The following is a 22,347-nucleotide window of genomic DNA, read 5'->3' as shown; positions in this document are numbered from 1 at the left end:
GCTTATCCGACGCGACCCGAGGGGCGACGCGCCGATGGTCGGGGAGTGAAGGCGCCGGTTATCGCCTAGCCACGCACCGCGGTCAGGAAATAATCGAGCTTGGTGTCGTCCCCTACCGCGAAGCCCTTGCCCGGCGAAAAGGTCAGGCCGCGGACGTCGACCACCGTCAGCCCCGCCGCCTCGACCAGCGCGGTGAGCTCGTCGGGAGTCAGGAATTTGCTCCAGTCGTGGGTGCCCTTGGGGATCATCCCGCTGCCCTCGCCGACCGTGATCATCGCCAGCCGCGACAGCGCGGTGCGGTTGGGCGTCGACAGGATCATCATCCCGCGCTCGGCCAGCGCGCCGGCCAGCCCGGCGACGAACGCCGCCGGGTCGGTGACATGCTCGATCACTTCCATCGAGGTGACGAGGTCGAAGCGCTCGCCGCCCAGCAACTCGACGCTGCCCGTACGATAGTCGATCGTCAGCCCGGATTGCACCGCATGGGCGCGCGCCACGCCGATATTCTCCGCCGCGGCATCGATCCCGGTGACCTCGGCACCCAGCCGGGCGAGCGGTTCGCAGAGCAAGCCGGCGCCGCACCCCACATCGAGCGCCTTCCTGCCTGCGAGCGGCGTATAACTCGCCATGTCGCCGCCCCAATGCGCGTCGAGCTGCTGCCGGATATAGCCCAGCCGTGGCGGATTGAGCTTGTGGAGCATCGCCGACGAGCCCTTTGCGTCCCACCAATCCCTGGCGAGCTTGCCGAAATGCGCGGCTTCCTGCGGGTCGATCGTCGTCGCTGCCGTCATGGTCCCGCTCTAGGGTCCGTGGTCGATCGCGGCAAGGATCGCGATCGTCCGGCTGTCGCCCAATGATCCCGGGGCAAAGAAAATGTTGCGGATGTTACGGTTGCGCTGAGGGGTGCGCCTTCCTATCAGGCGCCCCTTCTCCACCCAAGGACCCGCGATCGTCCCATGGCCTCGACCCCTGCCCGTATCGTCATGAAGTTCGGCGGCACGTCGATGGCGGGCATCGAGCGCATTCGCAGCGTCGCCAATCGCGTCAAGCGCGAGGTCGATGCCGGCAACCAGGTCGCGGTGGTGGTCTCGGCGATGGCCGGCGAGACCGACCGGCTGGTCAATTTCTGCCGCGAGGCGTCCTCGCTCTACGACCCGCGCGAATATGACGTCGTCGTCTCGGCGGGCGAGCAGGTCACGTCGGGGCTGCTGGCGATCGCGCTCCAGGCGATCGGCGTACCGGCGCGAAGCTGGCTTGGCTGGCAATTGCCGATCCATACCAGCGACGCCCATGCCTCGGCCCGGATCGAGGAGATCGATACCGAGGCGCTCGGCCGCGCGCTCGCCTCGGGCGAGGTCGCGGTGATTCCGGGATTCCAGGGCGTCGCCGACAGCGCCGAAGGCGAACAGGGCCGCGTCACCACGCTAGGCCGCGGCGGCTCGGATACCTCGGCGGTGGCGGTGGCGGCGGCGATGAAGGCCGATCGCTGCGACATCTATACCGATGTCGACGGCGTCTACACCACCGACCCGCGCATCGTGCCCAGGGCGCGCAAGCTCAAGAAGGTCACGTACGAGGAAATGCTCGAGCTCGCGAGCGTCGGGGCGAAAGTGCTCCAGACGCGCTCGGTGGGCCTGGCAATGAAGGAAAATGTCCGCGTCCAGGTGCTGTCGTCGTTCACCGGCGACGACGCCCCGATGGCGGACACGCTGCCCGGAACGATGATCGTGGGCGAAGAGGAGATCGACGACATGGAGCGCCAGCTGATCACCGGTATCGCGCACGACAAGAACGAAGCGAAGCTGACCCTGACCAACGTGTCCGACACGCCGGGATCGGTCGCCGCGATCTTCGAACCGCTGGCCAAGGCCAATGTCAACGTCGACATGATCATCCAGAATATCGCCCATCAGACGGCGGGCCATGCCGGATCGACCGATGTCACCTTCACCGTTCCCGCGGTCGACCTCGCGCGCACTATCCAGGCGCTGACCGCCGCCAAGCAGGCGATCGGCTTCGACGAACTGGTCCACGACACCCGCGTCGCCAAGATCTCGGTGGTCGGCGTCGGCATGAAGAGCCATGCCGGCGTCGCGTCGAAGATGTTCACGACCTTGGGCGAGCGCGGGATCAACATCCAGGCGATCTCGACCAGCGAGATCAAGGTCAGCGTGCTGATCCACGAGGACGAGACGGAACTCGCGGTGCGGGTGCTGCATACGGCCTATGGGCTGGATGCGGAGGAAGCGGCGTAAGCGCTGCTTGGCCAAGCAACGCTTTCCGATCAGTTGCCTGATTCTTTAGCGTCATCCCCGCGAACGCGGGGACCCATCTCCCATCAGCGGCCCAGAATGCGCCAGACGTAGTGGCGGATAACGCAGGAGATGGGTCCCCGCTTTCGCGGGGATGACGGTTATAGCAATGCTCGGCCTTCACTCCCCGATCACATGCAGCACCAGCGTCCGCGCATGCGGCGCATGGCGGTGCTCGAATACATAGATGCCCTGCCACGTCCCCAGCGCCGGGCGCCCTTCCACCACCGGAATCGACAGGCTCGCTTGCGTGAGCGCCGCGCGCAGATGCGCGGGCATGTCGTCCGGCCCTTCGTCGTCATGCTCATACTCGCCGCCCTCGGGCGCGATCCGTGCGAAATAACGTTCGAGGTCGCGCCGCGCGGCGGGGGCGGCATTCTCCTGGATAACGAGCGACGCCGAGGTGTGGCGGATGAAGACCGTCAGCAGGCCGGTAGCGATCCCGCTCTCCGCCACCCAGCGGCAGATCGCGTCGGTGCAGTCGTGCAATCCCTGACCCGGCGTCCGGACGGTCAGCCGCGTATTTTCCTGCCGCATGACGCGGGCTTGCCCCAAACCCCCGGCCAAGGCTAGGCCGGCGTCATGAATGCTTCTTCCTCGATCGGCGCCGAGCGCCTCCAGCGCCGCATGCAGCGCGGCGTCGATTTCCTCGGCTGCGAGGTCGCCATCCTGTGCGGCGCGATGTCCTGGGTCAGCGAGCGCAACCTGGTCGCGGCGATGTCCAATGCCGGCGGTTTCGGGCTGATCGCGTGCGGGGCGATGACGCCCGAGTTGCTCGACAAGGAAATCGCCGGGACGAAGGCGCTGACCGACAAGCCGTTCGGCGTCAATCTGATCACGATGCATCCGATGCTGTTCGACCTGATCGAGGTCTGCAACAAGCACGACGTCGGCCACGTCGTGCTGGCGGGCGGGTTGCCGCCGGCGGGATCGCTCGACGCGATCAAGGCCAACGGCGCCAAATTGATCTGCTTCGCGCCGGCGCTGGCGCTGGCCAAGAAACTGATCCGATCGGGCGTCGACGCGCTCGTCGTCGAGGGCATGGAGGCCGGCGGGCATATCGGCCCGGTCTCGACCAGCGTGCTGGCGCAGGAAATCCTGCCCGAGGTCGCCGAGCAAGTGCCGGTGTTCGTCGCCGGCGGGATCGGCCGCGGCGAGGCGATCGCCGGCTATCTCGACATGGGCGCGGCGGGCGTCCAGCTCGGCACGCGCTTCGCCTGCGCGACCGAATCGATCGCCCACCCCAATTTCAAGAAGGCGTTCTTCCGCGCCAGCGCGCGCGACGCCGTCGCCAGCGTCCAGATCGATCCGCGCCTGCCGGTCATCCCGGTCCGCGCGCTCAAGAACGCCGGCACCGAATTGTTCACCGCCAAGCAGGTCGAGGTCGCGCAGGCGCTCAACGAGGGCGCGGTCGAGATGGCCGAGGCGCAGCTCCAGATCGAACATTATTGGGCCGGGGCGCTGCGCCGCGCGGTGATCGACGGCGATGTCGAGCATGGCAGCCTGATGGCGGGCCAGTCGGTCGGCATGGTCAAGCAGGAAGAGCCGGTCGCCGACATCATCGCGCAATTGATGGGTGAAGCCGCGCACGCGCTGGAGAAGCGGGCAGCGTAGCTTCACTCAGCGAGGAAGCTTTCCCCTCGCGCCCGCGCTAACTCGCGATGTCGGGTGCCAACGTCAGGCCATAGTGGCGCGGCGAGCCCGCTGATCGCGGCGGACGGCAAGCAGCGCTGCGATCCACAACGCGCCCGCGGCGGCAAGGCCGGCGACTGTGTCGCCGAGCGGCGTCGGCGCCAGCAAGCCCGCGACCGCCGCCAGGATCAGCGCCCCGCCCAACCAGTAAAAGGGCCTGAAGAGTGTGGCTCGGGCGATCGGCAGGAAGTGGAGGCCGACCACCAGCGCCATCGCCGGCAGCAGCAGATCCGGCCGATGCAGGTTCCGGACGAGATTGACGGCGACGAAAATGCCGACGCCCTCGCCGATGCTGCTCCACATGATGACTCGCCTGGCGCGCGGCGAGGGTGCCATGCCGTGCCCGGGTTGGCGGAGCGTCTGCGCGGCCAGGGCGGCGATGACGAGAAACAGCACCAACGGCACCGCCAGCATCGCGCCGCCGAGGTGATATTGCAGGGCCAGAGTCAGCGTCGCGAAGACCGACCCGAAAAAGCCCATGATGATCGCGCCCCAAGCCCCCATTATCCGCTCCCCGCAGGTTTGAAGGGGGCCCACTAAGGCGCGGCTGGAGACTGGTCCAGTGCCGGAACAATTGGTGTCGAGCCCCTGCCCCAGGACGATCCCTAATTGATGGGCTCAGGCGCAGGTCGTTCGCTGGTTGAGGCACAGCGATTTGGTCCAGCCGATGCCGTGCTTGACCCGGATCTGCATGAAATCGCCCCAGCATGCCAGGACATGGACTTGCTGGTCGGGGTCCTCCGACGCGAGGATCTGCCGGCTACGGGCATCGTGGTCCGCGCGGATCGGCTCGCCGTTGATCAGTCCGTCGGCGCCGAGCACCGACCGATGCATATAGCCCCGGCCGCGATAGACCGTCCGGCTGTCGTCGCCGACCAGATCGGCGCGATCGATCAGGAACCAGTCGCCGTCCTGGGCGACGATATGCACTTCCAGCCAGTCGTCCACATTGCGCGACGTGCGCAGGGTCGCGATCACGGCGCCGCCGGGCGCCTTGCGGACATTAGTGCCGCCGGGATCGGGATCGATGACGCTCATCATCACGTTGCAGGCCGGGCCGGCAGGTGGCGGTGGCGGCGGCGGGGATCCGACGGCCGACAGAAGCAGCGGCACGGTAAGAAGCACAATCTTCATCGGCCAGTCCCCGGTCGCGCACGATGCGCGCCGCCACTTTTACATCGCGGCGCGACCGCCCGCCAGCTGGCGTCGAGTCAGGCGGCGGGCTTCATCGGCGGGCGCGACGTGGCGAGCAGCCAGAGTTCCTGGAGGCATTGCCACACCCAGATCGCCCCGACCACGACGATCGCCCAGTGGATCGCCAAGTTCACGCTGCGATCGATGGCGGCGATGTCGCCATGGGTGATCGTCCCGCTCGCGGTCAGCCAATGGCCGGCCCGATAGATCACCCCGCACAAGGCCAATCCACCCGCCGCGGTCCCGACCGACAGCACAGCACGCACCGCCTTCCACCGCGGCCGCAGCCACTGGACGATCGTATAGATCAACCGCGCGACCATCAGCGCGCACACCGGCCACCAGACGCTCGCCCAGACCGGGTCGGGTGTCAGCACCAGCCCTTTGACATTGCCGTAATAGGTCGGGAAAGGCACCAGCCCGCACCACCACAGGATGAAGTACCCGCCGATCGCGACTTCGAACGCCGACCCCCAGGTACTCGGCTGCTTGTCCTTGACCTCGGGCAATTCCTGCGGGCGCCATTTGGCGAGATAATCGGCCGGAAAACCGCCGCGCTCGAGCGCGTAGAAGATCGCGACCACGGTACCGAAACCGAGCATCGCCGAGCTCAGGATGTCGGTGCAGGCGCGGGCGATCGCCCGGATCGGATCGACATGACCGAACACCACGCCGGAGGCGGCATCGATCGCGAACACCACGACCAGGAACATCGCGACGATGCGCAACGCCATGACGAAGAACGGAAAGGCGTCGGGCCCGATCAGATATTGCCGCGGCCGATAGCGCGAGGCGATGATCAGCGGATGGCCCATGTCCTTGACCAGTGCCGCGACCTCGCTCTTGTCGAGCGGGCGGTCGAGCGCCTCCTCGCGCGCTTCCTGGCGCGTGAGCAAGTCGTCGCGGATCTCCGCGATGATGTCCTCGGCCTTATCGGCGGGCAGCCGCCGCGCGATCGCGGCGAGATAGCGGTCGATCAGGTCCATCTCATATGTCCTTTTCGGTGAGGCGCAGGATCGATTCGGAAATCGCGTTCCATTCGTGGAGCAACGCCGCCAGCGTGTCGGTGCCGTCGACCGACAGGCGGTAGAAGCGCTTGGTCCGCTTCGCCTCCTCGCGCCATTCGCTGATCAGCAGGCCTTGCGATTCGAGCCGTCGGAGCAAGGGGTAGAGCGCGCCCTCGTCGATCGGCAGGCCGGCCTCCTCCAGCGTCTGGCGCAATGTGTAGCCGTAGCGTTCCTCGCGCAGCGCCCCCAGCACAGCCAGCACCAGCGACCCGCGCCGCAGCTCGATGCGCAATTTCTCGAACAGGTCGTCATCGGTCGGCATGGACTGTGCTTCACATAGTGTGTGACATACACTGTATGATACACAGTAATTGAGGAGTCAAGGCCAGCGATGTCAAGAGGGGTGCAAGCGATGGCCAGGAGTACGCGATGGACAGCGAACGGGGCGGATTACCGATACTGGATTTCGCCGACGCGGCGGCTTGGGAAGCATGGCTGGCGGCGAGCGCGGACGGCAACGCAAAGGGCGTATGGCTCAAGATCGCCAAGGCGGGGAACCATGCATCGCGCCTGACCAAGGCGCAGGCGATCGACGCCGCGCTGTGCCACGGCTGGATCGACGGCCAGATCGACAAATATGACGAGGCCTGGTTCCTGACCCGCTTCACCCCGCGCAAGCGCACCAGCAAATGGTCGGAGAACAACCGCAAGCGTGCCGAAGCGCTGATCGCCGAGGGCCGTGTGACGCCGGCCGGCTTGGCGGAGATCGAAGCGGCCATGGCAGACGGCCGGTGGGATGCCGCTTACGCGCCGGCCTCCACCGCCGCGGAGCCGGACGACCTGAAAGCGGCGCTCGACGCGGCGCCCAAGGCGCGGGCGTTCTTCGACACCCTGGTCGGGGCCAATCGCTACGCCATCCTCTACCGCGTGCAAACCGCGAAGAGACCCGAAACACGCGCCGCGCGAATCGCGAAATTCGTCGCGATGTGCGAACGGGGCGAGACGATCCATTGAAGTCGCCATCTGACTGAATTGGCCGCATCGGTCGCTTCACGACTCGCCGGACTGGGCCGGCGGCTCATCGCAAAAAGCGGCTAACATGCCGCTAATCAAAGATAAATCGCCGACACCGTGCTAGGCGCATCATCGTTCGCCTAGCGGGGGAATGCGTATGCCGAGAATCCTGGTTGCCGACGACGACGACCTGCTCGGCGAATTGGTGCGTTTCAAGCTGGAGGCGGCGGGCCACGACGTCACCATTCTCGGCGATGGCGCGGCCGCGCTGGATGCCGCGTGCAGCGGCGATTTCGATCTGGTGGTGCTCGACGCGATGATGCCCGTGATGTCGGGATCCGACGTATTGCGCTCGCTCGCCGACGAGCGACCGGACTTGCCGGTACTGATGTTGACCTCGCGCAAGGCGCAGGCCGATGTGCTCGCCGCGCTCAAGGCCGGTGCCCGCGATTATCTCACCAAGCCCTTCATCCCCGACGAACTGGTGGCCCGGGTAGGCACCATCCTCAAATCCGGGCGCGGCGATTGATGGCCTCCATGGTGTTGCCATTGCTGCTCGCTGCCCAGGCCCAGCCCGCCGCACCGGCGGCCGACCGCGCGGCGATGATCGCGTCCGCTCGCGCGGCGATCGAGCGCCAGGACGATCGGGCGGCGATCGCGACGCTGGAGACGGCGCGCGCGGCCCATCCTGACGATCCCGAAATCCTGCGCCTGCTGGGCAGCGCCTACGCCTATGACCATCGCTATCCCGAAGCGATCGCGACGCTGCGGCGCGCCGAGCAATTGGCGCCCGCCGACCTCGACATCAAGGCGGCGCTGGCCCGTGCCTACCTCTGGTCGGGCGATCGCGACGCCTCGCGCGCCGAGGTCGCCGCGATCGTGGCGAGGGACCCGGGCAATGCCGACGCGAAGCAGATCACCGCGCAATCGAACGCGCCCGCCGCTCGTCGGTCGGGAATCTCGCTGGGCGAGGCGCTGTCGCATGTCGCCATCGACGGCGGCGAGGATCGCACTTGGTCGACGACCACCCTCGCCGCCTTCGCCCCGCTCGGCCCGACGACCGTTGCGACGCTGACCGCCGAGCGTGAGGATCGCCAGACGATGATCGACACGCGGATCGAAGCGCGCGTCGATCATCGCTTCGGTGGCGGGTTTCTCGGTCATCTCGCCTTCGCGGGCACCCCGAACGCCGATTTTCGGGAGCGTTTCAGTGTCGCGGCGGGCGTCGAGGCGCCGGTCGTACAGGGGCTGACTCTCCTCGCCGACGTGCGGCGGGCGTGGTACGGCAAGGGCGTCGCCGTCGTCGCGTTCGAGCCCGGCGCGCGCATCGACTGGCGCTCGGCCGGGTTCAGCGTGACCGCGCGAATGATCAATATGTGGGACGAAGCGGGTACGTACCGCACCGGCGTGTCGTCGCGGATCGACAAGGAATTCGCCGGCGGTGCGACCCTCTATGCCGGCGCGGCGACCTATCCCGACACCGAGACCGGGATCACGCGCCGGGTCGACGCCGCCTTCGCCGGCGGTTCGCTGCACCTGTCCGACCGGCTGACGATGCGCCTCGGGGTCGATTACGAACGACGCAAGGCGAGCTACAGGCGAACCGGAGCTTCGCTGGGCCTCCAGCTTCGGTTCTGACGCGATGCACGGGATCGATCCGGGCGATCATGTCGCCAGGCTGGCCGAACTGATCTCGCTCTATGGCGCATTGGGCATGGCCGGGCTGTTACTGTTCCTGGTGATGCGCCGCGACCGGCGCGAGCGCGGCCGCGCGCGCGAACTCGCGCGGATGCGCGACCTGACGCGCGAGATCATGGCGCTGATCGGCGACCCGTCGATCGCCCGCCCGACCTTCGATCGTGCCCAGCCGCGGGCGCGCCTCGCCGCGATCGGCAATATCGGCCAGCTGGTGCGCGGCGACGATCGCGATCGGCTGATCTCGTTCGTCGAGGAACAGCATCTGCTCGATCGCGCGATGCGCGAGGTCGGTCGCGGCTCGCGTCGCAAGCGCGTCGAGGCGATCAGGCTCGTCGGTACGATCGGCGGCCCCCGTGCGGTCGACACGTTGCGCGACGCATTGGCGAAGGAGCGGGACGAGGATGTCCGGCTGGAAACCGCGATCACGTTGGCCAGGATCGATGGACTGCCGCCGCCCGACACGCTGATCGCGCAATTGCGGCTGGCCGAGGCGCCGATCACGCCGCTGCACCGCGCCTTGTTCCGGATGCTCGCGGCACGGCGGCCGGCCGAACTGTTCGCGATCGTCGCGGCCGATCTTCCCGCGCCGATCCGGGCACTGGTGGTCGACGCGCTCGGCTGGACCGAGGATTATGCCGCGCTCGACCTGCTGGTCGATGCCGCGCGCGATCCACATCCGCCGGTCCGAGTCGCGGCGATCGATGCCGCCAGCCGCATCGGCCATCCCAAGGCGTCGCGATGGATCGTCGACTTGCTCGACGATCCCGAGCCGACCGTCCGCGCGCGGGCGATCCGGGCGTGCCAATCGCTCGACCTCAGGGCGGGCCTGCCGGCCATCGCCCGCCTGCGGCGCGATCCCTCGCCCTGGGTGCGGTTGCGCGCGCAACAGGCCGAGCAGGCCCTGGGGGTGGCATGAACGCGGCCGCCATTCTCGAGACCGCCCGTACCGTCGGCATCACCACCCTGATCGCAATCAGCATCCTGTGCTTCCTGGTCGTCTCCATCCGGAACCTGGTATCGACGATCCAGCTGCTGCTCGCCGCGCGCGTCTTCGCGACACGGATCCGTCCGGCGGCACGTTCCTACGATTTGTGGACCCGCTACGCCGACCTCGCGTTGCCCGTCTCGGTGATCGCACCATGCTTCAATGAGGAATTGTCGATCAACGACAGCGTCCGCGCGCTTCTCGCGCTGGAATATCCCGATCACGAGGTGATCGTCGTCAACGACGGCTCCAGCGACGGCACGCTGGCAGCGCTGATCGACGGGTTCGACATGCGCCCGATCGAGCGCGAGCAGATCGCCACACTGCAACAGACGCGGGTCAGGGGCATCTACGGCTCGGCGCGCTATGCCAATCTGATCCTCATCGACAAGGAGAACGGGCGAAAGGCCGATGCGGTCAACGCCGGGCTGGGCTTTGCCGCGGCGCCGCTGGTCTGCGTCATCGACGCCGATTCGATCATCGAACCCGACGGCCTGCTGCGGGCGGCCGAACCGTTCATGGCCGACGACGGCCGCCTGCTCGCGGTGGGCGGCGCGATCCGCATCGCCAACGGCTCGGTCGTCGAGGGCGGGCACGTCCGCGACATCCGCTTGCCGCGAAGCTGGCTGCCGCGCTTTCAGATCCTCGAATATCTCCGGGCGTTCCTGACCGCGCGCATCGCCAATGCCGAACTCGGCATGCTGATGCTGATCTCGGGCGCGTTCGGCATGTTCCGGCGCGAGATGCTGGTCAATATCGGCGGCTATCGCCACGACACCGTGGGCGAGGATCTGGAAGTGGTCATCCGGCTCCACCGCAAGATGCGCGAGGAAAAGAAGCCCTATCGCATCACTTTCGTGCCGGAGATCGTGTGCTGGACCGAAGCGCCGGCGTCCTGGCGCGGGCTACGCAACCAACGCGCCCGGTGGCAGCAAGGGGCGATGGAGACGATCACGCGCCATGCCCGGATGATCCTCAACCCGCGCTACGGCCGGATCGGCATGGTCGCCTTCCCGCTGATCGTGATCGAGGACGTGCTCGGCCCGCCGTGCGAGCTGTTCGGCTATCTGTTGATTCCCCTGCTCTATTTCATGGGCATCGAGTCGGGGACGGTGGTCGTCGCCTTCTTCTCGATCACCGTGCTGTTCGGCACCGCGCTCAGCCTGGGCACGCTCGCGCTCGAGGAAGTGCAGCTTCGGCGCATGCCGAGCGCACGCGATCTCGCGCTGATCGGGCTGGCTGCGGTCATCGAGAATCTCGGATACCGTCAGGCCAATCTGGCCTTTCGCATTTACGGCGCCTGGCGGTTCTTCAAGAAGGACACGCGCTGGGCCAGCGCCGGTCGCGCCGGGTTCGCGCGGCAATGACGGCACGACCGACCGGCTTCCCGATCCGGGTGGCGAGGCGTCGGCAGGAGGATGTAGATGGCTGATCGCCCGCAATGGTTGCCCACCATGCTCGCCTTGCAGGAAACGGTCGCCGCGCGCGCCGCCGACTTCGACCGCATCGCCGACGCGGTGGTCGAGCGGACGCTCGACATCCTGCCCGCGGCGACCGGCGCGATCATCGAAATTCGCGAAGGCGACGAGATGGTCTATCGCGCCGCGAGCGGGGCCGCCCTGCTGCAGCTTGGCCTCCGTCTCAAGCTTCGCGGCAGCCTGTCGGGGCGGTGCATCGCCACCGGCCAGCCGCAAATCTGTCACGACAGCGAGGTCGACGATCGTGTCGACCGCGTCGCTTGCGAACGGGTCGGCGTGCGCTCGATGATCCTGGTTCCCTTGCCCTATCAAGGAAAAGTGGCCGGTGTCCTCAAGGCCTATTCAGGCGACCCGAACGCGTTTTGCGACGCCGATCTCGACATCGCGCGACTGGTGGCGGGCCCGGCGATCACCGGTCTGGCCAATGCCGGGCATAACGACGCGCTGCGGCGCTTCGCGGCCACGTTCGACAAGGCGGCGGTCGGCATCGCCCACGTCTCGCCCGATGGCCGCTTCCTGCTGGTCAACGACCGTTTCGCCGCGATCTCGGGCTATGACAGCGACGAACTGATCGGGCTGCACTTCCGCTACATCTCGCATCCCGACGACTATCTGGAGGAAGCCCGGCGCGCGGCGGGCCTGCTGGCGGGCGAAGCCGATTCCTATGCGATCGAGAAGAGGTACGTCCGCAAGGACGGATCGATCGTGTGGATCATGCTCACGGTCTCGCTGGTCCGCGACGACGCCGGACAGGCCGACTTCTTTGTGTCGGTGGTCGAGGATCTTTCGGCGCAGCGGACCGCCGAGCTCGCCAACGAAGCCAAGTCGGCGTTTCTCGCCAACATGAGCCACGAGATCCGGACGCCGATGAACGGCATCCTGGGATTCGTCGACTTGCTGCTCGACGCGGAATTGCCGAGCGAGCAGCGCCGTCAGGTCCGGATGATCGCCGATTCCGGCCGGGCGCTGATGCGGCTGCTCAACGACATACTCGATCTGTCCAAGATCGAAGCCGGGCTGATGGACATGGTCAGCGAGCCGTTCGAGCTGGCGCACGCGCTCAACGCCTGTCTCAATCTCGTCCGCCCTTCGGCCAACCAGAAGGGTCTGGCGCTCGACGCGGCGATCGATCCCGCCTTGCCGCACATGGCGATCGGCGACGGCCTCCGGCTGCGGCAGATCGTGCTCAATCTCCTTGGCAACGCGGTCAAGTTCACCACATCCGGATCGGTTTCCCTGGTCGCTCGCGCGCTGCCCAATGCGCGGCTCGAAGTCAGCATCGAGGACACCGGCCCCGGCATCGCCCCCGACCGCCAGGCCGCGATCTTCGACAAATTCGTCCAGGCCGAACCGGGCACCGCCGGCCGCTTCGGCGGCACCGGACTAGGGCTGGCGATCAGTGCGCAGCTGGCGCGGCTGATGGGCGGGTCGCTCACCCTCGACAGCGCGCTCGGCCGCGGCAGCCGATTCTCGCTGGTCGTCCCGCTCGAAGCGCATTGCGACGTCACGCCGCCGCCACCGCCCGCTGCACCGAAGGAAAAGGTCGATTTCGACGGCGCCAGGATCCTGGTGGCGGAGGATCACGACATCAACCAGATGCTGATCCGGGCGATGCTCCAGCGCCTGGGATGCGCGGTCGACATCGCGTCGGACGGTGCCCAGGCGATCGAACTGGTGGAACAGGCCCGGGAACGGGGCGCGCCTTACGCGCTCGTCCTGATGGATATCCAGATGCCGGTCATGGACGGCATCGAGGCGGCGCGGGCGTTGCGGTCGCGCGGGATCGACGCGACGGTGCTACCGATCATCGCGTTGTCGGCCAACGCCCATCACGAGGATATCGCCGCCACGCGCGCCGCCGGCATGCAGGCGCATCTCACCAAACCCATCCGCCTCCCGTCGCTTCGCGAGGCGCTGCAGGCCTGGCTACCACCGCGTGAGGCGGCGAGCGACCGTTCGGACGAGCAAGCCCTGATCGACTCGCTGCGCGACCGCTATCTCATGCGTCGCCGCGAAGTGGAGGGCGCCGCCCGGACACTTCTGGCCATGGCGGCTCCCACCGCCGAAGCGCGTCGCGCGCTCGGCGAACAAGCGCACAAACTGGCCGGCAATGCCGCGACATTCGGTGAGCCTGAAGTCGGCATCGCGGCGCAGGAGATCGAAGAAGCGGTCACCGCGAATAGTGCGGAAACCGCGCTCGATCCGCATGCGCGCGCCGCGATCCAGCGATTCCTGGACCGCTGCACCAATCACGCCTGACCTGGCGTCGGATGTCCTCGGGACCCGGGCAACTATGCCGGCGTCGCCTTGGCACTATTCCTTCGCAGCTTTCCGGTAGCGGTTGATCGCGGCGCCGAGGAAGGCGGTGCGGTCGCGGTCCTCGTCGCGGACCTTCACTCGTGCGCGCATCAAATCCTTCCAGCCGATATAGCCGACCAGCGTCCCGGTGCCGGGCGCGACCACCGGCAGGTGCGCGATGTTCGCCTTCATCAATTTTTCGGCGAGGCTTTCGAGATATTCGTCGGGATCGGCGACGATGATGTGCGCCCCGGCGAGCAACTCGGCCAGGCTGGTCTTGCGATGCTTGCCCGCCCGGCGCCAGCCCATCACCGAAGGCGGGTCGATGATGCCGAGCACGCGGCCGTCCTCGCCCACCACCGGAAAGCTCGGGTGGCGGCGCTCAGGCGCGGTCAGGAAGCTCACCGCCTCCTGCAGCGTCATCGAACCCGGCACCGATTGCACGTCGCGCGTCATCACGTCGCTGACCCGCGTCAGCACGAATGGATCGACGCGATATTCGCGCACGATATGGTGCCCGCGCCTGGCGATCTTCTCGGTCAGGATCGAGCGCTTCATGAGCAGCACGGTGACGAGATGCGCGGTCGCACAGGCCGCGATCAACGGCAGCAAGACGTGGGTGTTGCCGGTCAGCTCGACCGCGAAGAAGGTCGCGGTCAACGGCGCGCGCATCGTGCCGCCCATCGTCGCCGCCATCGCCAGCAGCGCCCAGAAGCCCGGGCTCGCCGCCGGCAGCCAGCCGCTCAGCGCCGCGCCCATCGCCCCGCCCATGATCAGCAGCGGCGCGAGGATGCCGCCCGACGTGCCCGACCCGAGCGCCACCGCCCAGATCACCGCCTTCACCACCAGCAGCAACAGCGCGATCTTGAGGATCGCCCCGCCGGCCAGCATCCGCGCGATATTGTCATAGCCGACGCCCAGCGCATGCGGGTCGACCAGCCCGCCGATGCCGACGACCAGCCCACCGATCATCGGCCACCACATCCAGTGGATCGGCAATTTGAGGAACCCGTCCTCGCACGCATAGACGAGTTGGGTCAGGATGACCGACAGCAACCCGCCGGCGATGCCGATGAACACCCAGCCGGCCAGGCCCTCGACCCCGATCGCCATCGCGCCCTCGAACGGAAACAGTGGTGCCGGCATGTGCAGCGCGGTGCGGCCGATCTCGGCGATGATCGCGGCGACCGCGACAGGCACGAAGCTGCGCGGTGTCCATTCGAACAGCAACAGCTCGACCGCGAGCATGATCGCCGCGATCGGGGTACCGAACACCGTGGTCATGCCCGCCGTGGCGCCCGCGACCAGCAATGTCTTGCGCTCGTTGTCGCTGACCGGCAGCGCCTGCGCGATCAGCGACCCGATCGAGCCGCCGGTCATGATGATCGGCCCCTCGGCGCCGAACGGGCCGCCGGTGCCGATCGAGATCGCCGACGAGATCGGCTTGAGGATCGCCACCTTGATGTCGAGCCGCGAGCGCCCGAGCATGATCGCCTCGATCGCTTCGGGAATGCCGTGCCCGCGGATCTTGTCGCTGCCGTACCGCGCCATAAGCCCGATGATCAGCGAGCCGATCACCGGTACCAGCACCGACGACAGCCCGAGCTGGTGATCGCCCAGGTTGAGGTTGGCGAAGCTGAACCTGCCGAGATAGGCGAGGTTGGTACACAGCCGAATGAGCCCGAGCAGCGCGATCCCGCTGAACAAGGCCGCCACCGCGACGATCACGGCGATCAGCGAAATCAGCAGAACGCGCGGCTCGGTGGTGAAATCGCCCAGCCGGCGATCGATGCGGTCGTTGCTCAAATTGGTCGCTTCCTGACAAACGCGCGGGGGCGGCGTGCCGACGGCCTTTCGCAGCATTCCTATCGTATTGCGATATAAAAAAGTATAACCGCGCGATCGCGCATCGATCCGTTCGACAGCCCGACCGCAGACAGCTCGCTTCGCAGCGAGCGGTAGTCGCCGCTACCCCGCGATCAATTCGCGGATCCGGTTGGCCAGCGCGTCCATCGCGAACGGTTTGGTCAGGACGTGCATTCCGTCCCCGAGCCGGCCGTTGCCGATCACGGCATTTTCGGCATAGCCGGTGATGAATAGCACCTTGAGGTCGGGCCGCTCGACGCGCGCGGCGTCGGCCAGCTGGCGGCCGTTCATCCCCTTGGGCAGGCCGACGTCGGTCACCAGCAATTCGATCCCGGCATGGTCCTTGAGCAGGGCCAGCCCGGCGGCGCCGTCGCTCGCCTCCATCATATTATAGCCGAGATCGACCAGGACATCGGCGATCAGAGCGCGGACCGCCGGTTCGTCGTCGACCACCAGCACCGTCTCGCCTTCCGCCGAGGGCAACGCCTCGCGCCGCGCCTCGCCAATGCTGTGGTCCTCGTCCTCCGACAGCACCCGGGGGAAATAGAGCGTCATCGTCGTGCCCCGACCGAGCTCCGAATAAATCCGCACCTGTCCGCCCGATTGCCGCATGAAGCCATAGATCATCGACAGCCCGAGCCCGGTGCCCTCGCCCAGCGGCTTGGTGGTGTAGAAAGGGTCGAACGCGCGCTCGATCGTCTCTGGCGACATGCCGGTGCCGGTGTCGGTGACCGCCAAGGCGACATATTGGCCGGGCGGAAGGCCGCGGTCGCGCGCCGCGGTCGGGTCGAGCCATCGGTTCGCCGTCTCGATCGTGATGCGCCCGCCGTCGGGCATCGCGTCACGCGCGTTGATGCAGAGGTTGAGCAGCGCGTTCTCGAGCTGGTTGGGATCGATCAGCGTCGTCCACAGCCCCGCCGCCTGCACCACTTCGACCTCGACCGCGGGCCCGACCGAGCGGCGCAGGAAGTCGTCCATGTTGGCGATCAGCCGGTTGATCACGGTGGGCTTGGGATCGAGCGTCTGGCGGCGCGAGAACGCCAGCAGGCGATGCGTCAGCGCCGCCGCGCGGCGAGTCGCGGCCTGCGCCATCTCGATATATTTGTCGACTTCGCCCGAGCGGCCCTGCCGCATGCGCAACTGGATCAATTCCAGGCTGCCCGAGATGCCGGTCAGCAGATTGTTGAAATCGTGCGCCAGTCCGCCGGTCAGCTGGCCGACCGCCTCCATTTTCAGCGCCTGGCGAAGTTGCTCCTGCGCCGCTTCGCTCTCGCGCGTGCGTTCCTCGACCTGGCGTTCGAGCGAGCCGGCGAGCTCGGCCAACGAAAGTTCGGCGTGGCGGCGTTCGATCGCCGCCGGGGTACGATCGGCGACGTCGCGGACGAAGGCGAGGTCGGCGGCACTCCAGTCGCGCGGATTCTTGTCGTTGAGATAGAGCAAGGCGACGAAATCGTTATGATCGACCACCGGCATGTTGAGTACCGCGCGGGCGTGGATCGCCTCTAGCGCGTGGGCCCGGTCGGCGGTTCGAGGATCGTTGCGCGCATCGGCGATGGCCACTGTCTCGCCGCGCTTCAGGTTCTCGATATAGGATCCATAATCGCGGAAATGCAGCACGCCCGCGAGCGTTTCGGTCCCCGCGCGATTCCAGTCGCGCTCGATCGTGATCGTCTCGGCGACCGGATCGATGACGCCGTACCCCGCACGGCTGACTCCCAATGTCTCGCCGAGAATCTGGGCGGCGAAGAACGACATCTCGGCGGGGTCGGTCATGTGGCGCAGGCCGTCGCCGAGCGCGAGCAAGGCCGCGCGGCGGCTCTCGGTTTGGCGCCGTGCGGTGATGTCCTGCGTCACCCCGACCATCCGCACCGGCTTGTCGCGCAAGTCGCGCTCGAGCCGTCCGTTGACTTGCACCCAATGGATCGATCCATCGGGCCACAGACAGCGATATTCGATGTCGTAATCATCGCCCGAGGCGATCGACTCGTGCACCGCCGCCCGCATGCGGTCGCGATCGTCGGGGTGAATCGAGGCGAGAAGTTCGGGGAAAGTGAAGGAATCCTCGACGCCGCGCCCGTAATGCGCCTTGCTCTCGTGCGAGGCGCTCAGGTCGTCGGTCTTGAGCTCGATCGACCAGGCGCCGAGTCCGCCCGCGGCCAGAGCGACACGCAGCCGTTCCTGGCCCGCACGGATGTCGTCGAGCCGTTCGCGCGCCTCATATTGCCGCAGCCGTGCGCGCCGTGCGGCACGGGCCAGGCTGAGCAGCGTGGTCGGATGAAACGGCCGTTCGAGAAAGGTGACGTTGCCGAGGATTTCGAGCAGCCGCACCGCGCTCGGATTGCGCTCCAGTCCGCCGCCGCGCGCGGTCAGCACGATGAAAGGAAAGTCGGACCATTCGGCCTGGTCGGCGATGAACGAGGCGAGATCGCGCAGGTCGGCGCCGCGCAGCGCATCCTCGGTGACGATGGCGAAGCCGGCGCCGCCGCGCAACGTCCGCGCCAGTGTCGGGATGTCGGGGACCGAGGTCGCCTCCAGCCCGCCCTCGCGCAGAATCGCTTCGGCCACCGCAGCGTCGCGGCCATGCGGTGCCAGGATGACGGCACCTTGGGAAATGGTGCGGTTCAAGAGCGGCTCATGCTTTGCTCATGTCGAGCAGCCCGGCGGTATCGCCGACGAGGTTCGGCACGCCCCGCAACACGCCCTGAAAGCCGGTCAGCGGTTCGCCGAGCGTGATGCCGTTGACGCCGATCATGAATTCCCTGATCGTATCCTCGTGCGTGCCGGTCCGTTTCTTGACGATCGAGATCGCGCGGCGGACCTGGCCCAGCGCCTCGAAATAGCGCAACAGGATCACGGTATCGGCCAAATAGGTCACGTCGACCGGCGCCTTCATGTCGCCGACGAGGCCGTGCTGGGCGACGGTCAGGAAGGTCGTGACTCCCTGGCGGTTCAGATATTGCAGCAATTCGTGCATATGCAGGACCAGCGCCTGCTCCTCGGGCATCGCCGCCTGATAGCCGTTGAGGCTGTCGATCACCACGGTGCGGGCACCGTGCTTCTCGACGCAGACGCGGACGCGTTCGGAGAATTCGCCGGGAGTCAGTTCGGCGGCATCGATCTGTTCGATGACCAGCCTGTCCGAATCGACCATTGCCTGCAGGTCGATGCGGAGCCCTTTCGAGCGTTCGACCAACAGACCGAGCTCCTCGTCGAAAACGAACATCGCGGCATTTTCGCCGCGCTTTATCGCCGACTGGATGAAGCTGAGCGTGATCAGCGACTTGCCGGTGCCGGCCGGCCCAAGGATGAGATTACTGGCACCGCGTTCGAGCCCACCGCCGAGCAATTGGTTGAACGCGGCATTGTCGATCGCCACCGTCTCGCGCTTGAAACCGGCGCGATGCTCCGCCGACACCAGGCGCGGGAAGACCCGGACGCCGCCATGCTCGATCACGAAATCGTGATAGCCGCCGCGATAGCGCCGCCCGCGATATTTGAGCACCCGCATCCGCCGCCGCTCGGCACCGTAATTGGGGGACAATTCCTCCAGCCGGATCACTGCATGCGCGACGCTGTGCACGGTCTTGTCCATCACGTCGGCGGTCAGGTCGTCGAGCATCATGACCGTCGCCTCGTTGTGGGCGAAATAATGTTTGAGGGCGAGGATCTGTCGGCGGTAGCGCAGCGAACTCTGCGCGAGCAGGCGGATTTCGGACAGGCTATCGAGCACCACGCGCGACGGCTTCACGCGCTCGAACGCCTCGAAGATACGCTTGGTCGTCTCGCCCAATTCAAGATCGGAGGAATAGAGCAGGCTCTGCTGCTGCTCGTCGTCGAGCAGGCTTTCGGGCGGGACGAGCTCGAATACCTCGAACCCCTTGCCGAAGCTCCAGCCGTGCGAAGCGGCGCCGGCACGCAACTCCTCCTCGGTTTCCGACAAGGTGATGTAGAGCACCTTCTCTCCGGCCTCGGCGCCGGCCATCAGGAACTGGCTCGCCAGCGTGGTCTTGCCGGTGCCGGGACTTCCTTCGACCAGAAACAAGCGCCCCTTCGAAAAACCGCCGGACAGGATCTCGTCCAGTCCGTCGACCCCCGTTGCGCAATTCTCCATCCGACACCTGTTCCATGCTTGGCCTTCAGCCGGTCCTATCAGTACGGCTGCGTTACAGTTTTGATCTGCGTCAATGCGCGAACCGCCGGATCGATCCATCGGCCTTTTTTGAGACGAATTGGCCTCGCGGCCGGCTAGCCGGCGCCGACATTCATCCTGAACGCCATCTTCATCCCCTCTATCAACCACTTGGCAGCCGAGTCGGCGTGACCCTCCGCCGGCGCCACGGGGGTGGCGCAAAAGGGGGGTTGTTCCATGCGTATCCTATCCATCCTGTTGCCTGCCGCTGCCATGCTGACGGGTGCTCCGACCGCGGCCCAGACCTTCCAGCCGGCGGTGGTGTCGACCACGCTGCCGCCGCTGGAGGCGTTGTGGCATCTTCGTGTCGCCCTGAACGTCGCCGCGCTCGGCTGCCGCGATGCCGATGAAGCCATGACGGTGGCGTCGTACAATGCGTTGATCCACGGCCAGGCGGATGAACTGTCGCAGGCCGATGACGCGGTCAGCGCCGACTACAAGGCACGCTACGGCGCGGCGTGGGAAGACGCGCGCGAGCGCGACATGACCAAGCTCTACAACTACTTCGCGCAGCCCGGGGCGCAGGCGCAATTCTGCGCCACCGCCAAGGACACGCTGGCGCGGGTCGCAAGCGTGCCGGCGCAGGATCTGCCGGGCTTCGCCCGCGCCGCGCTTCCCGCGCTCGAGGAGCCGTTCTGGCCGACCGCGCCGGCGGCGAGCCTCGTCGCGGCCGAGCCGGGCGACGCCATGCACGGGCCGGTCGCGACGACCGCGATCTCGGCGTCAGTGCCGCTCGCGCCGGGCGTGCCGCTGCGCTGAGCGGAACATCGCGAACCGCATCTTAACCATCGCCGCCGCATCGTGCGGACCCGCCAGGGGCGGTGATGGAGATGCGTATGGCTCGCTTGTCGCGCGCGCTGGTTCTGCCCGTGATCCTCGCAGGGTGCGCGCACCGAGCGCCCGCGCCGGTCGCGGTGGCGCCGCCCATCGTCGCTCCGCCGCCGTCGGTCGCCGTCGCGATGCCCGCGGGTGCGAGTCCCAACATGCAGATTCCCGCGGCCCTGCCCGACGGCAGCTATCCGACGCCGAGCCTGGGGCTGAGCCCGAAGGCGGCGATGTGGCATTTGCGGGTGGCATTGAACGTCGCGGCACTAGCGTGTCGCGGACCGGCGGGGGATGAGATCGCGGCGCGCTACAATGCGCTGATCGTCGGGCGGAAGGGCGACTTTGCCGGGGCGCAGGCCGCGGCGTTCCAGGAAGTCCGATCGAGCGGGGCGAAGGATCCGCAGGACGCCTGGGACGACGCGATGACCCGGCTCTACAATTATTACGCCCTGGCGCCGGCGCGCGACGGCTTTTGCGCCGCGGCCGATCGCGTGCTGACCACGCTTCCCGCGGTCGCGGCGGACGGGCTGGCGGCCTATGCGCCGATGGGATTGGCCGACCTCGACCGGCCGTTCATCGATTTCTTCCGCGCCTATGACGCGTGGCGCTACCAGCGGCAGCCGGTCGCGAGCATCGCGACGGTGGCGCCGGTGACGGTCGGGATCGCGCCGCAGGCGGCCGCCTCGCCTGCCATCCCCGCGACCGCGACGACGAAAGTGCCCGTCCTGACGGTCGATCCGGCGGTTTTCCGGTAATCCTTTCAGCCTCTCCAACGTCATCCCGGCCTTGTGCCGGGATCCACCGATCCGCATGCTCATCGAGCACGGCGCTTGCTGCACGGTGGATGCCGGGACGAGCCCTGCATGACGGTTGGAGCAGTATCCTGGACCGCCCGTTCTCCCGTTGCGAACCACGGCTGCAATTCTTCGAATGTCAGGTCATGGCGCGCCCCGCAGCAACCTGCTAGCGCAGCATCATGGCCGTCACCGCCGCCGCTTCCGCCCGCGAAATCCTGGTCCGCCTGCACGACGTGATGGCGGCGCGGTCGAGCGCGCAGGCGAAGCTCGACGCGGTCACGCGGATCATCGGTGAGGCGCTCGATAGCGAGGTCTGCTCGATCTATCTGCTGCGCGAGGGGCTGCTCGAACTCTACGCCACCCGCGGCCTCGACCAGGCTGCGGTCCACGTCACCAAGCTGGCGCCGGGCGAGGGCCTGGTCGGCACGATCGCGCAGAATGTCGAGACGCTGAACCTCGACGAGGCGGCGTCGCATCCCGATTTCGCCTATCGCCCCGAGACGGGCGAAGACGAATTCCACAGCTTCGCCGGCGTACCGATCATCCGCCGCGAGCAAGCGGTCGGCGTGCTCGCGGTGCAACATGCCGAGCCGCGCAAGTACGACGATGTCGAGATCGAGGCGTTGCAGACGGTCGCGATGGTGCTCAGCGAGCTGATCGCCAATGCCGGGCTGATCGACCAGCGCGGCGACGCCGCCACGCGCCCGCAATCGACCGCGGCGACGCGGATGGAAGGGCTCAAATTGGTAGAGGGCATGGCGATCGGCCACGCCGTCTATCACCAGCCGCGCATCACCATCGAGCATACCGTCGCCGAGGACATCGAGGCCGAGCGCCACCGCGTCTATGCGGCGTTCGACAAGATGCGCGAGCAGATCGACCGCATGGCGCAGCAGGCCGAGTTCGGCGTCGACGGCGAGCATGAGGAGGTCCTCGCGACCTACAAGATGTTCGCGTACGACGAGGGCTGGTCGCGGCGGATCAACGAGGCG

At 67.2% G+C, this 22,347-nt stretch carries 20 protein-coding genes; 11 read left to right on the top strand and 9 right to left on the bottom strand.

Annotation, left to right across the window (positions count from 1 at the left end; genetic code table 11):
- Positions 1-65: 65 nt before the first annotated feature.
- Positions 66-791 carry a bifunctional 2-polyprenyl-6-hydroxyphenol methylase/3-demethylubiquinol 3-O-methyltransferase UbiG gene (gene ubiG / locus ACTHJR_RS07590; protein WP_440522519.1) on the bottom strand — a complete coding sequence of 242 codons (726 nt, stop codon included), beginning with the start codon at positions 789-791 and terminating at the stop codon, positions 66-68.
- Positions 792-956: 165 nt separating this feature from the next.
- Here ubiG and ACTHJR_RS07585 point away from each other — a divergent pair, with 165 nt between their 5' ends.
- Positions 957-2,255 (top strand): aspartate kinase, encoded by a 1,299-nt coding sequence (locus ACTHJR_RS07585; protein WP_440522518.1) that lies wholly within the window; start codon positions 957-959, stop codon positions 2,253-2,255.
- Positions 2,256-2,432: 177 nt separating this feature from the next.
- On the opposite strand, the gene ACTHJR_RS07580 is transcribed toward ACTHJR_RS07585, so the two are convergent.
- Complete coding sequence (locus ACTHJR_RS07580) at positions 2,433-2,849, bottom strand: secondary thiamine-phosphate synthase enzyme YjbQ (protein WP_440522517.1); 417 nt, start codon at positions 2,847-2,849, stop codon at positions 2,433-2,435.
- Between the two features lie 45 nt (positions 2,850-2,894).
- Between ACTHJR_RS07580 and ACTHJR_RS07575 the strand changes: the two genes are divergently transcribed.
- Positions 2,895-3,926: an NAD(P)H-dependent flavin oxidoreductase gene (locus tag ACTHJR_RS07575; protein ID WP_440522516.1), complete on the top strand. Its 1,032-nt coding sequence runs from the start codon at positions 2,895-2,897 to the stop codon at positions 3,924-3,926.
- A 63-nt stretch (positions 3,927-3,989) separates the two neighbouring features.
- Here ACTHJR_RS07575 and ACTHJR_RS07570 read toward each other — a convergent pair whose 3' ends face one another.
- The 4 genes from ACTHJR_RS07570 to ACTHJR_RS07555 form a co-directional block, all read right to left on the bottom strand.
- Positions 3,990-4,508 (bottom strand): hypothetical protein, encoded by a 519-nt coding sequence (locus ACTHJR_RS07570; protein WP_440522515.1) that lies wholly within the window; start codon positions 4,506-4,508, stop codon positions 3,990-3,992.
- A 114-nt stretch (positions 4,509-4,622) separates the two neighbouring features.
- Positions 4,623-5,138: a hypothetical protein gene (locus tag ACTHJR_RS07565; RefSeq protein WP_440522514.1), complete on the bottom strand. Its 516-nt coding sequence runs from the start codon at positions 5,136-5,138 to the stop codon at positions 4,623-4,625.
- 77 nt (positions 5,139-5,215) lie between these two features.
- Positions 5,216-6,184, bottom strand: coding sequence for a hypothetical protein (locus ACTHJR_RS07560; protein WP_440522513.1), 969 nt, complete (start codon positions 6,182-6,184; stop codon positions 5,216-5,218).
- A 1-nt stretch (position 6,185) separates the two neighbouring features.
- Positions 6,186-6,527 carry a PadR family transcriptional regulator gene (locus ACTHJR_RS07555; protein WP_440522512.1) on the bottom strand — a complete coding sequence of 114 codons (342 nt, stop codon included), beginning with the start codon at positions 6,525-6,527 and terminating at the stop codon, positions 6,186-6,188.
- Positions 6,528-6,634: 107 nt separating this feature from the next.
- On the opposite strand from ACTHJR_RS07555, the gene ACTHJR_RS07550 reads away from it, so the two are divergent.
- The 6 genes from ACTHJR_RS07550 to ACTHJR_RS07525 all read left to right on the top strand — a co-directional run bounded on the left by ACTHJR_RS07550 (position 6,635) and on the right by ACTHJR_RS07525 (position 13,639).
- Complete coding sequence (locus ACTHJR_RS07550; protein WP_440522511.1) at positions 6,635-7,219, top strand: YdeI/OmpD-associated family protein; 585 nt, start codon at positions 6,635-6,637, stop codon at positions 7,217-7,219.
- 157 nt (positions 7,220-7,376) lie between these two features.
- Complete coding sequence (locus ACTHJR_RS07545; protein WP_440522510.1) at positions 7,377-7,748, top strand: response regulator transcription factor; 372 nt, start codon at positions 7,377-7,379, stop codon at positions 7,746-7,748.
- 8 nt (positions 7,749-7,756) lie between these two features.
- Positions 7,757-8,857, top strand: a complete 1,101-nt coding sequence (locus tag ACTHJR_RS07540; protein ID WP_440522509.1) for a YaiO family outer membrane beta-barrel protein — start codon at positions 7,757-7,759, stop codon at positions 8,855-8,857.
- A 4-nt stretch (positions 8,858-8,861) separates the two neighbouring features.
- A complete protein-coding gene (locus ACTHJR_RS07535) occupies positions 8,862-9,833 on the top strand; it encodes a HEAT repeat domain-containing protein (protein ID WP_440522508.1) in 972 nt (323 codons plus the stop codon).
- Complete coding sequence (locus tag ACTHJR_RS07530) at positions 9,830-11,269, top strand: glycosyltransferase family 2 protein (RefSeq protein WP_440522507.1); 1,440 nt, start codon at positions 9,830-9,832, stop codon at positions 11,267-11,269. Before ACTHJR_RS07535 ends, ACTHJR_RS07530 begins: the two co-directional genes overlap by 4 nt.
- Positions 11,270-11,326: 57 nt before the next feature.
- Complete coding sequence (locus ACTHJR_RS07525; RefSeq protein ID WP_440522506.1) at positions 11,327-13,639, top strand: ATP-binding protein; 2,313 nt, start codon at positions 11,327-11,329, stop codon at positions 13,637-13,639.
- A 54-nt stretch (positions 13,640-13,693) separates the two neighbouring features.
- On the opposite strand, the gene ACTHJR_RS07520 is transcribed toward ACTHJR_RS07525, so the two are convergent.
- The 3 genes from ACTHJR_RS07520 to ACTHJR_RS07510 form a co-directional block, all read right to left on the bottom strand.
- Positions 13,694-15,541 (bottom strand): chloride channel protein, encoded by a 1,848-nt coding sequence (locus tag ACTHJR_RS07520; RefSeq protein WP_440522505.1) that lies wholly within the window; start codon positions 15,539-15,541, stop codon positions 13,694-13,696.
- Between the two features lie 105 nt (positions 15,542-15,646).
- Positions 15,647-18,169: an ATP-binding protein gene (locus ACTHJR_RS07515; protein WP_440522504.1), complete on the bottom strand. Its 2,523-nt coding sequence runs from the start codon at positions 18,167-18,169 to the stop codon at positions 15,647-15,649.
- Between the two features lie 7 nt (positions 18,170-18,176).
- The gene (locus ACTHJR_RS07510; RefSeq protein WP_440522503.1) at positions 18,177-19,655 is read right to left on the bottom strand and encodes an ATPase domain-containing protein; all 1,479 of its coding nucleotides are present in this window, start codon (positions 19,653-19,655) and stop codon (positions 18,177-18,179) included.
- 255 nt (positions 19,656-19,910) lie between these two features.
- Between ACTHJR_RS07510 and ACTHJR_RS07505 the strand changes: the two genes are divergently transcribed.
- From ACTHJR_RS07505 to ACTHJR_RS07495, 3 genes are all read left to right on the top strand, one after another.
- The gene (locus ACTHJR_RS07505; RefSeq protein ID WP_440522502.1) at positions 19,911-20,492 is read left to right on the top strand and encodes a hypothetical protein; all 582 of its coding nucleotides are present in this window, start codon (positions 19,911-19,913) and stop codon (positions 20,490-20,492) included.
- 77 nt (positions 20,493-20,569) lie between these two features.
- Positions 20,570-21,313 carry a hypothetical protein gene (locus tag ACTHJR_RS07500; RefSeq protein ID WP_440522501.1) on the top strand — a complete coding sequence of 248 codons (744 nt, stop codon included), beginning with the start codon at positions 20,570-20,572 and terminating at the stop codon, positions 21,311-21,313.
- Between the two features lie 221 nt (positions 21,314-21,534).
- Positions 21,535-22,347, top strand: an 813-nt coding sequence (locus ACTHJR_RS07495; RefSeq protein ID WP_440522500.1) for a GAF domain-containing protein, incomplete at its 3' end; no start/stop codon positions are given.

The sequence above is a fragment of the Sphingomonas sp. genome, assembly GCF_051962185.1.
In the GTDB taxonomy this organism is placed as follows: domain Bacteria; phylum Pseudomonadota; class Alphaproteobacteria; order Sphingomonadales; family Sphingomonadaceae; genus Sphingomonas.
The sequence above is the reverse complement of the archived record's forward strand: the minus strand, read 5'-3'. Positions and strand labels throughout refer to the sequence as shown.

Excerpts from the sequence above, each read along its gene's own strand:
- ubiG (WP_440522519.1), bottom strand. The coding sequence starts at position 791 with ATGACGGCAGCGACGACGATCGACCCGCAGGAAGCCGCGCATTTCGGC.
- ACTHJR_RS07585 (WP_440522518.1), top strand. The coding sequence starts at position 957 with ATGGCCTCGACCCCTGCCCGTATCGTCATGAAGTTCGGCGGCACGTCG.
- ACTHJR_RS07580 (WP_440522517.1), bottom strand. The coding sequence starts at position 2,849 with ATGCGGCAGGAAAATACGCGGCTGACCGTCCGGACGCCGGGTCAGGGA.
- ACTHJR_RS07575 (WP_440522516.1), top strand. The coding sequence starts at position 2,895 with ATGAATGCTTCTTCCTCGATCGGCGCCGAGCGCCTCCAGCGCCGCATG.
- ACTHJR_RS07570 (WP_440522515.1), bottom strand. The coding sequence starts at position 4,508 with ATGGGGGCTTGGGGCGCGATCATCATGGGCTTTTTCGGGTCGGTCTTC.
- ACTHJR_RS07565 (WP_440522514.1), bottom strand. The coding sequence starts at position 5,138 with ATGAAGATTGTGCTTCTTACCGTGCCGCTGCTTCTGTCGGCCGTCGGA.
- ACTHJR_RS07560 (WP_440522513.1), bottom strand. The coding sequence starts at position 6,184 with ATGGACCTGATCGACCGCTATCTCGCCGCGATCGCGCGGCGGCTGCCC.
- ACTHJR_RS07555 (WP_440522512.1), bottom strand. The coding sequence starts at position 6,527 with ATGCCGACCGATGACGACCTGTTCGAGAAATTGCGCATCGAGCTGCGG.
- ACTHJR_RS07550 (WP_440522511.1), top strand. The coding sequence starts at position 6,635 with ATGGACAGCGAACGGGGCGGATTACCGATACTGGATTTCGCCGACGCG.
- ACTHJR_RS07545 (WP_440522510.1), top strand. The coding sequence starts at position 7,377 with ATGCCGAGAATCCTGGTTGCCGACGACGACGACCTGCTCGGCGAATTG.
- ACTHJR_RS07540 (WP_440522509.1), top strand. The coding sequence starts at position 7,757 with ATGGTGTTGCCATTGCTGCTCGCTGCCCAGGCCCAGCCCGCCGCACCG.
- ACTHJR_RS07535 (WP_440522508.1), top strand. The coding sequence starts at position 8,862 with ATGCACGGGATCGATCCGGGCGATCATGTCGCCAGGCTGGCCGAACTG.
- ACTHJR_RS07530 (WP_440522507.1), top strand. The coding sequence starts at position 9,830 with ATGAACGCGGCCGCCATTCTCGAGACCGCCCGTACCGTCGGCATCACC.
- ACTHJR_RS07525 (WP_440522506.1), top strand. The coding sequence starts at position 11,327 with ATGGCTGATCGCCCGCAATGGTTGCCCACCATGCTCGCCTTGCAGGAA.
- ACTHJR_RS07520 (WP_440522505.1), bottom strand. The coding sequence starts at position 15,541 with ATGCTGCGAAAGGCCGTCGGCACGCCGCCCCCGCGCGTTTGTCAGGAA.
- ACTHJR_RS07510 (WP_440522503.1), bottom strand. The coding sequence starts at position 19,655 with ATGGAGAATTGCGCAACGGGGGTCGACGGACTGGACGAGATCCTGTCC.
- ACTHJR_RS07505 (WP_440522502.1), top strand. The coding sequence starts at position 19,911 with ATGCGTATCCTATCCATCCTGTTGCCTGCCGCTGCCATGCTGACGGGT.
- ACTHJR_RS07500 (WP_440522501.1), top strand. The coding sequence starts at position 20,570 with ATGGCTCGCTTGTCGCGCGCGCTGGTTCTGCCCGTGATCCTCGCAGGG.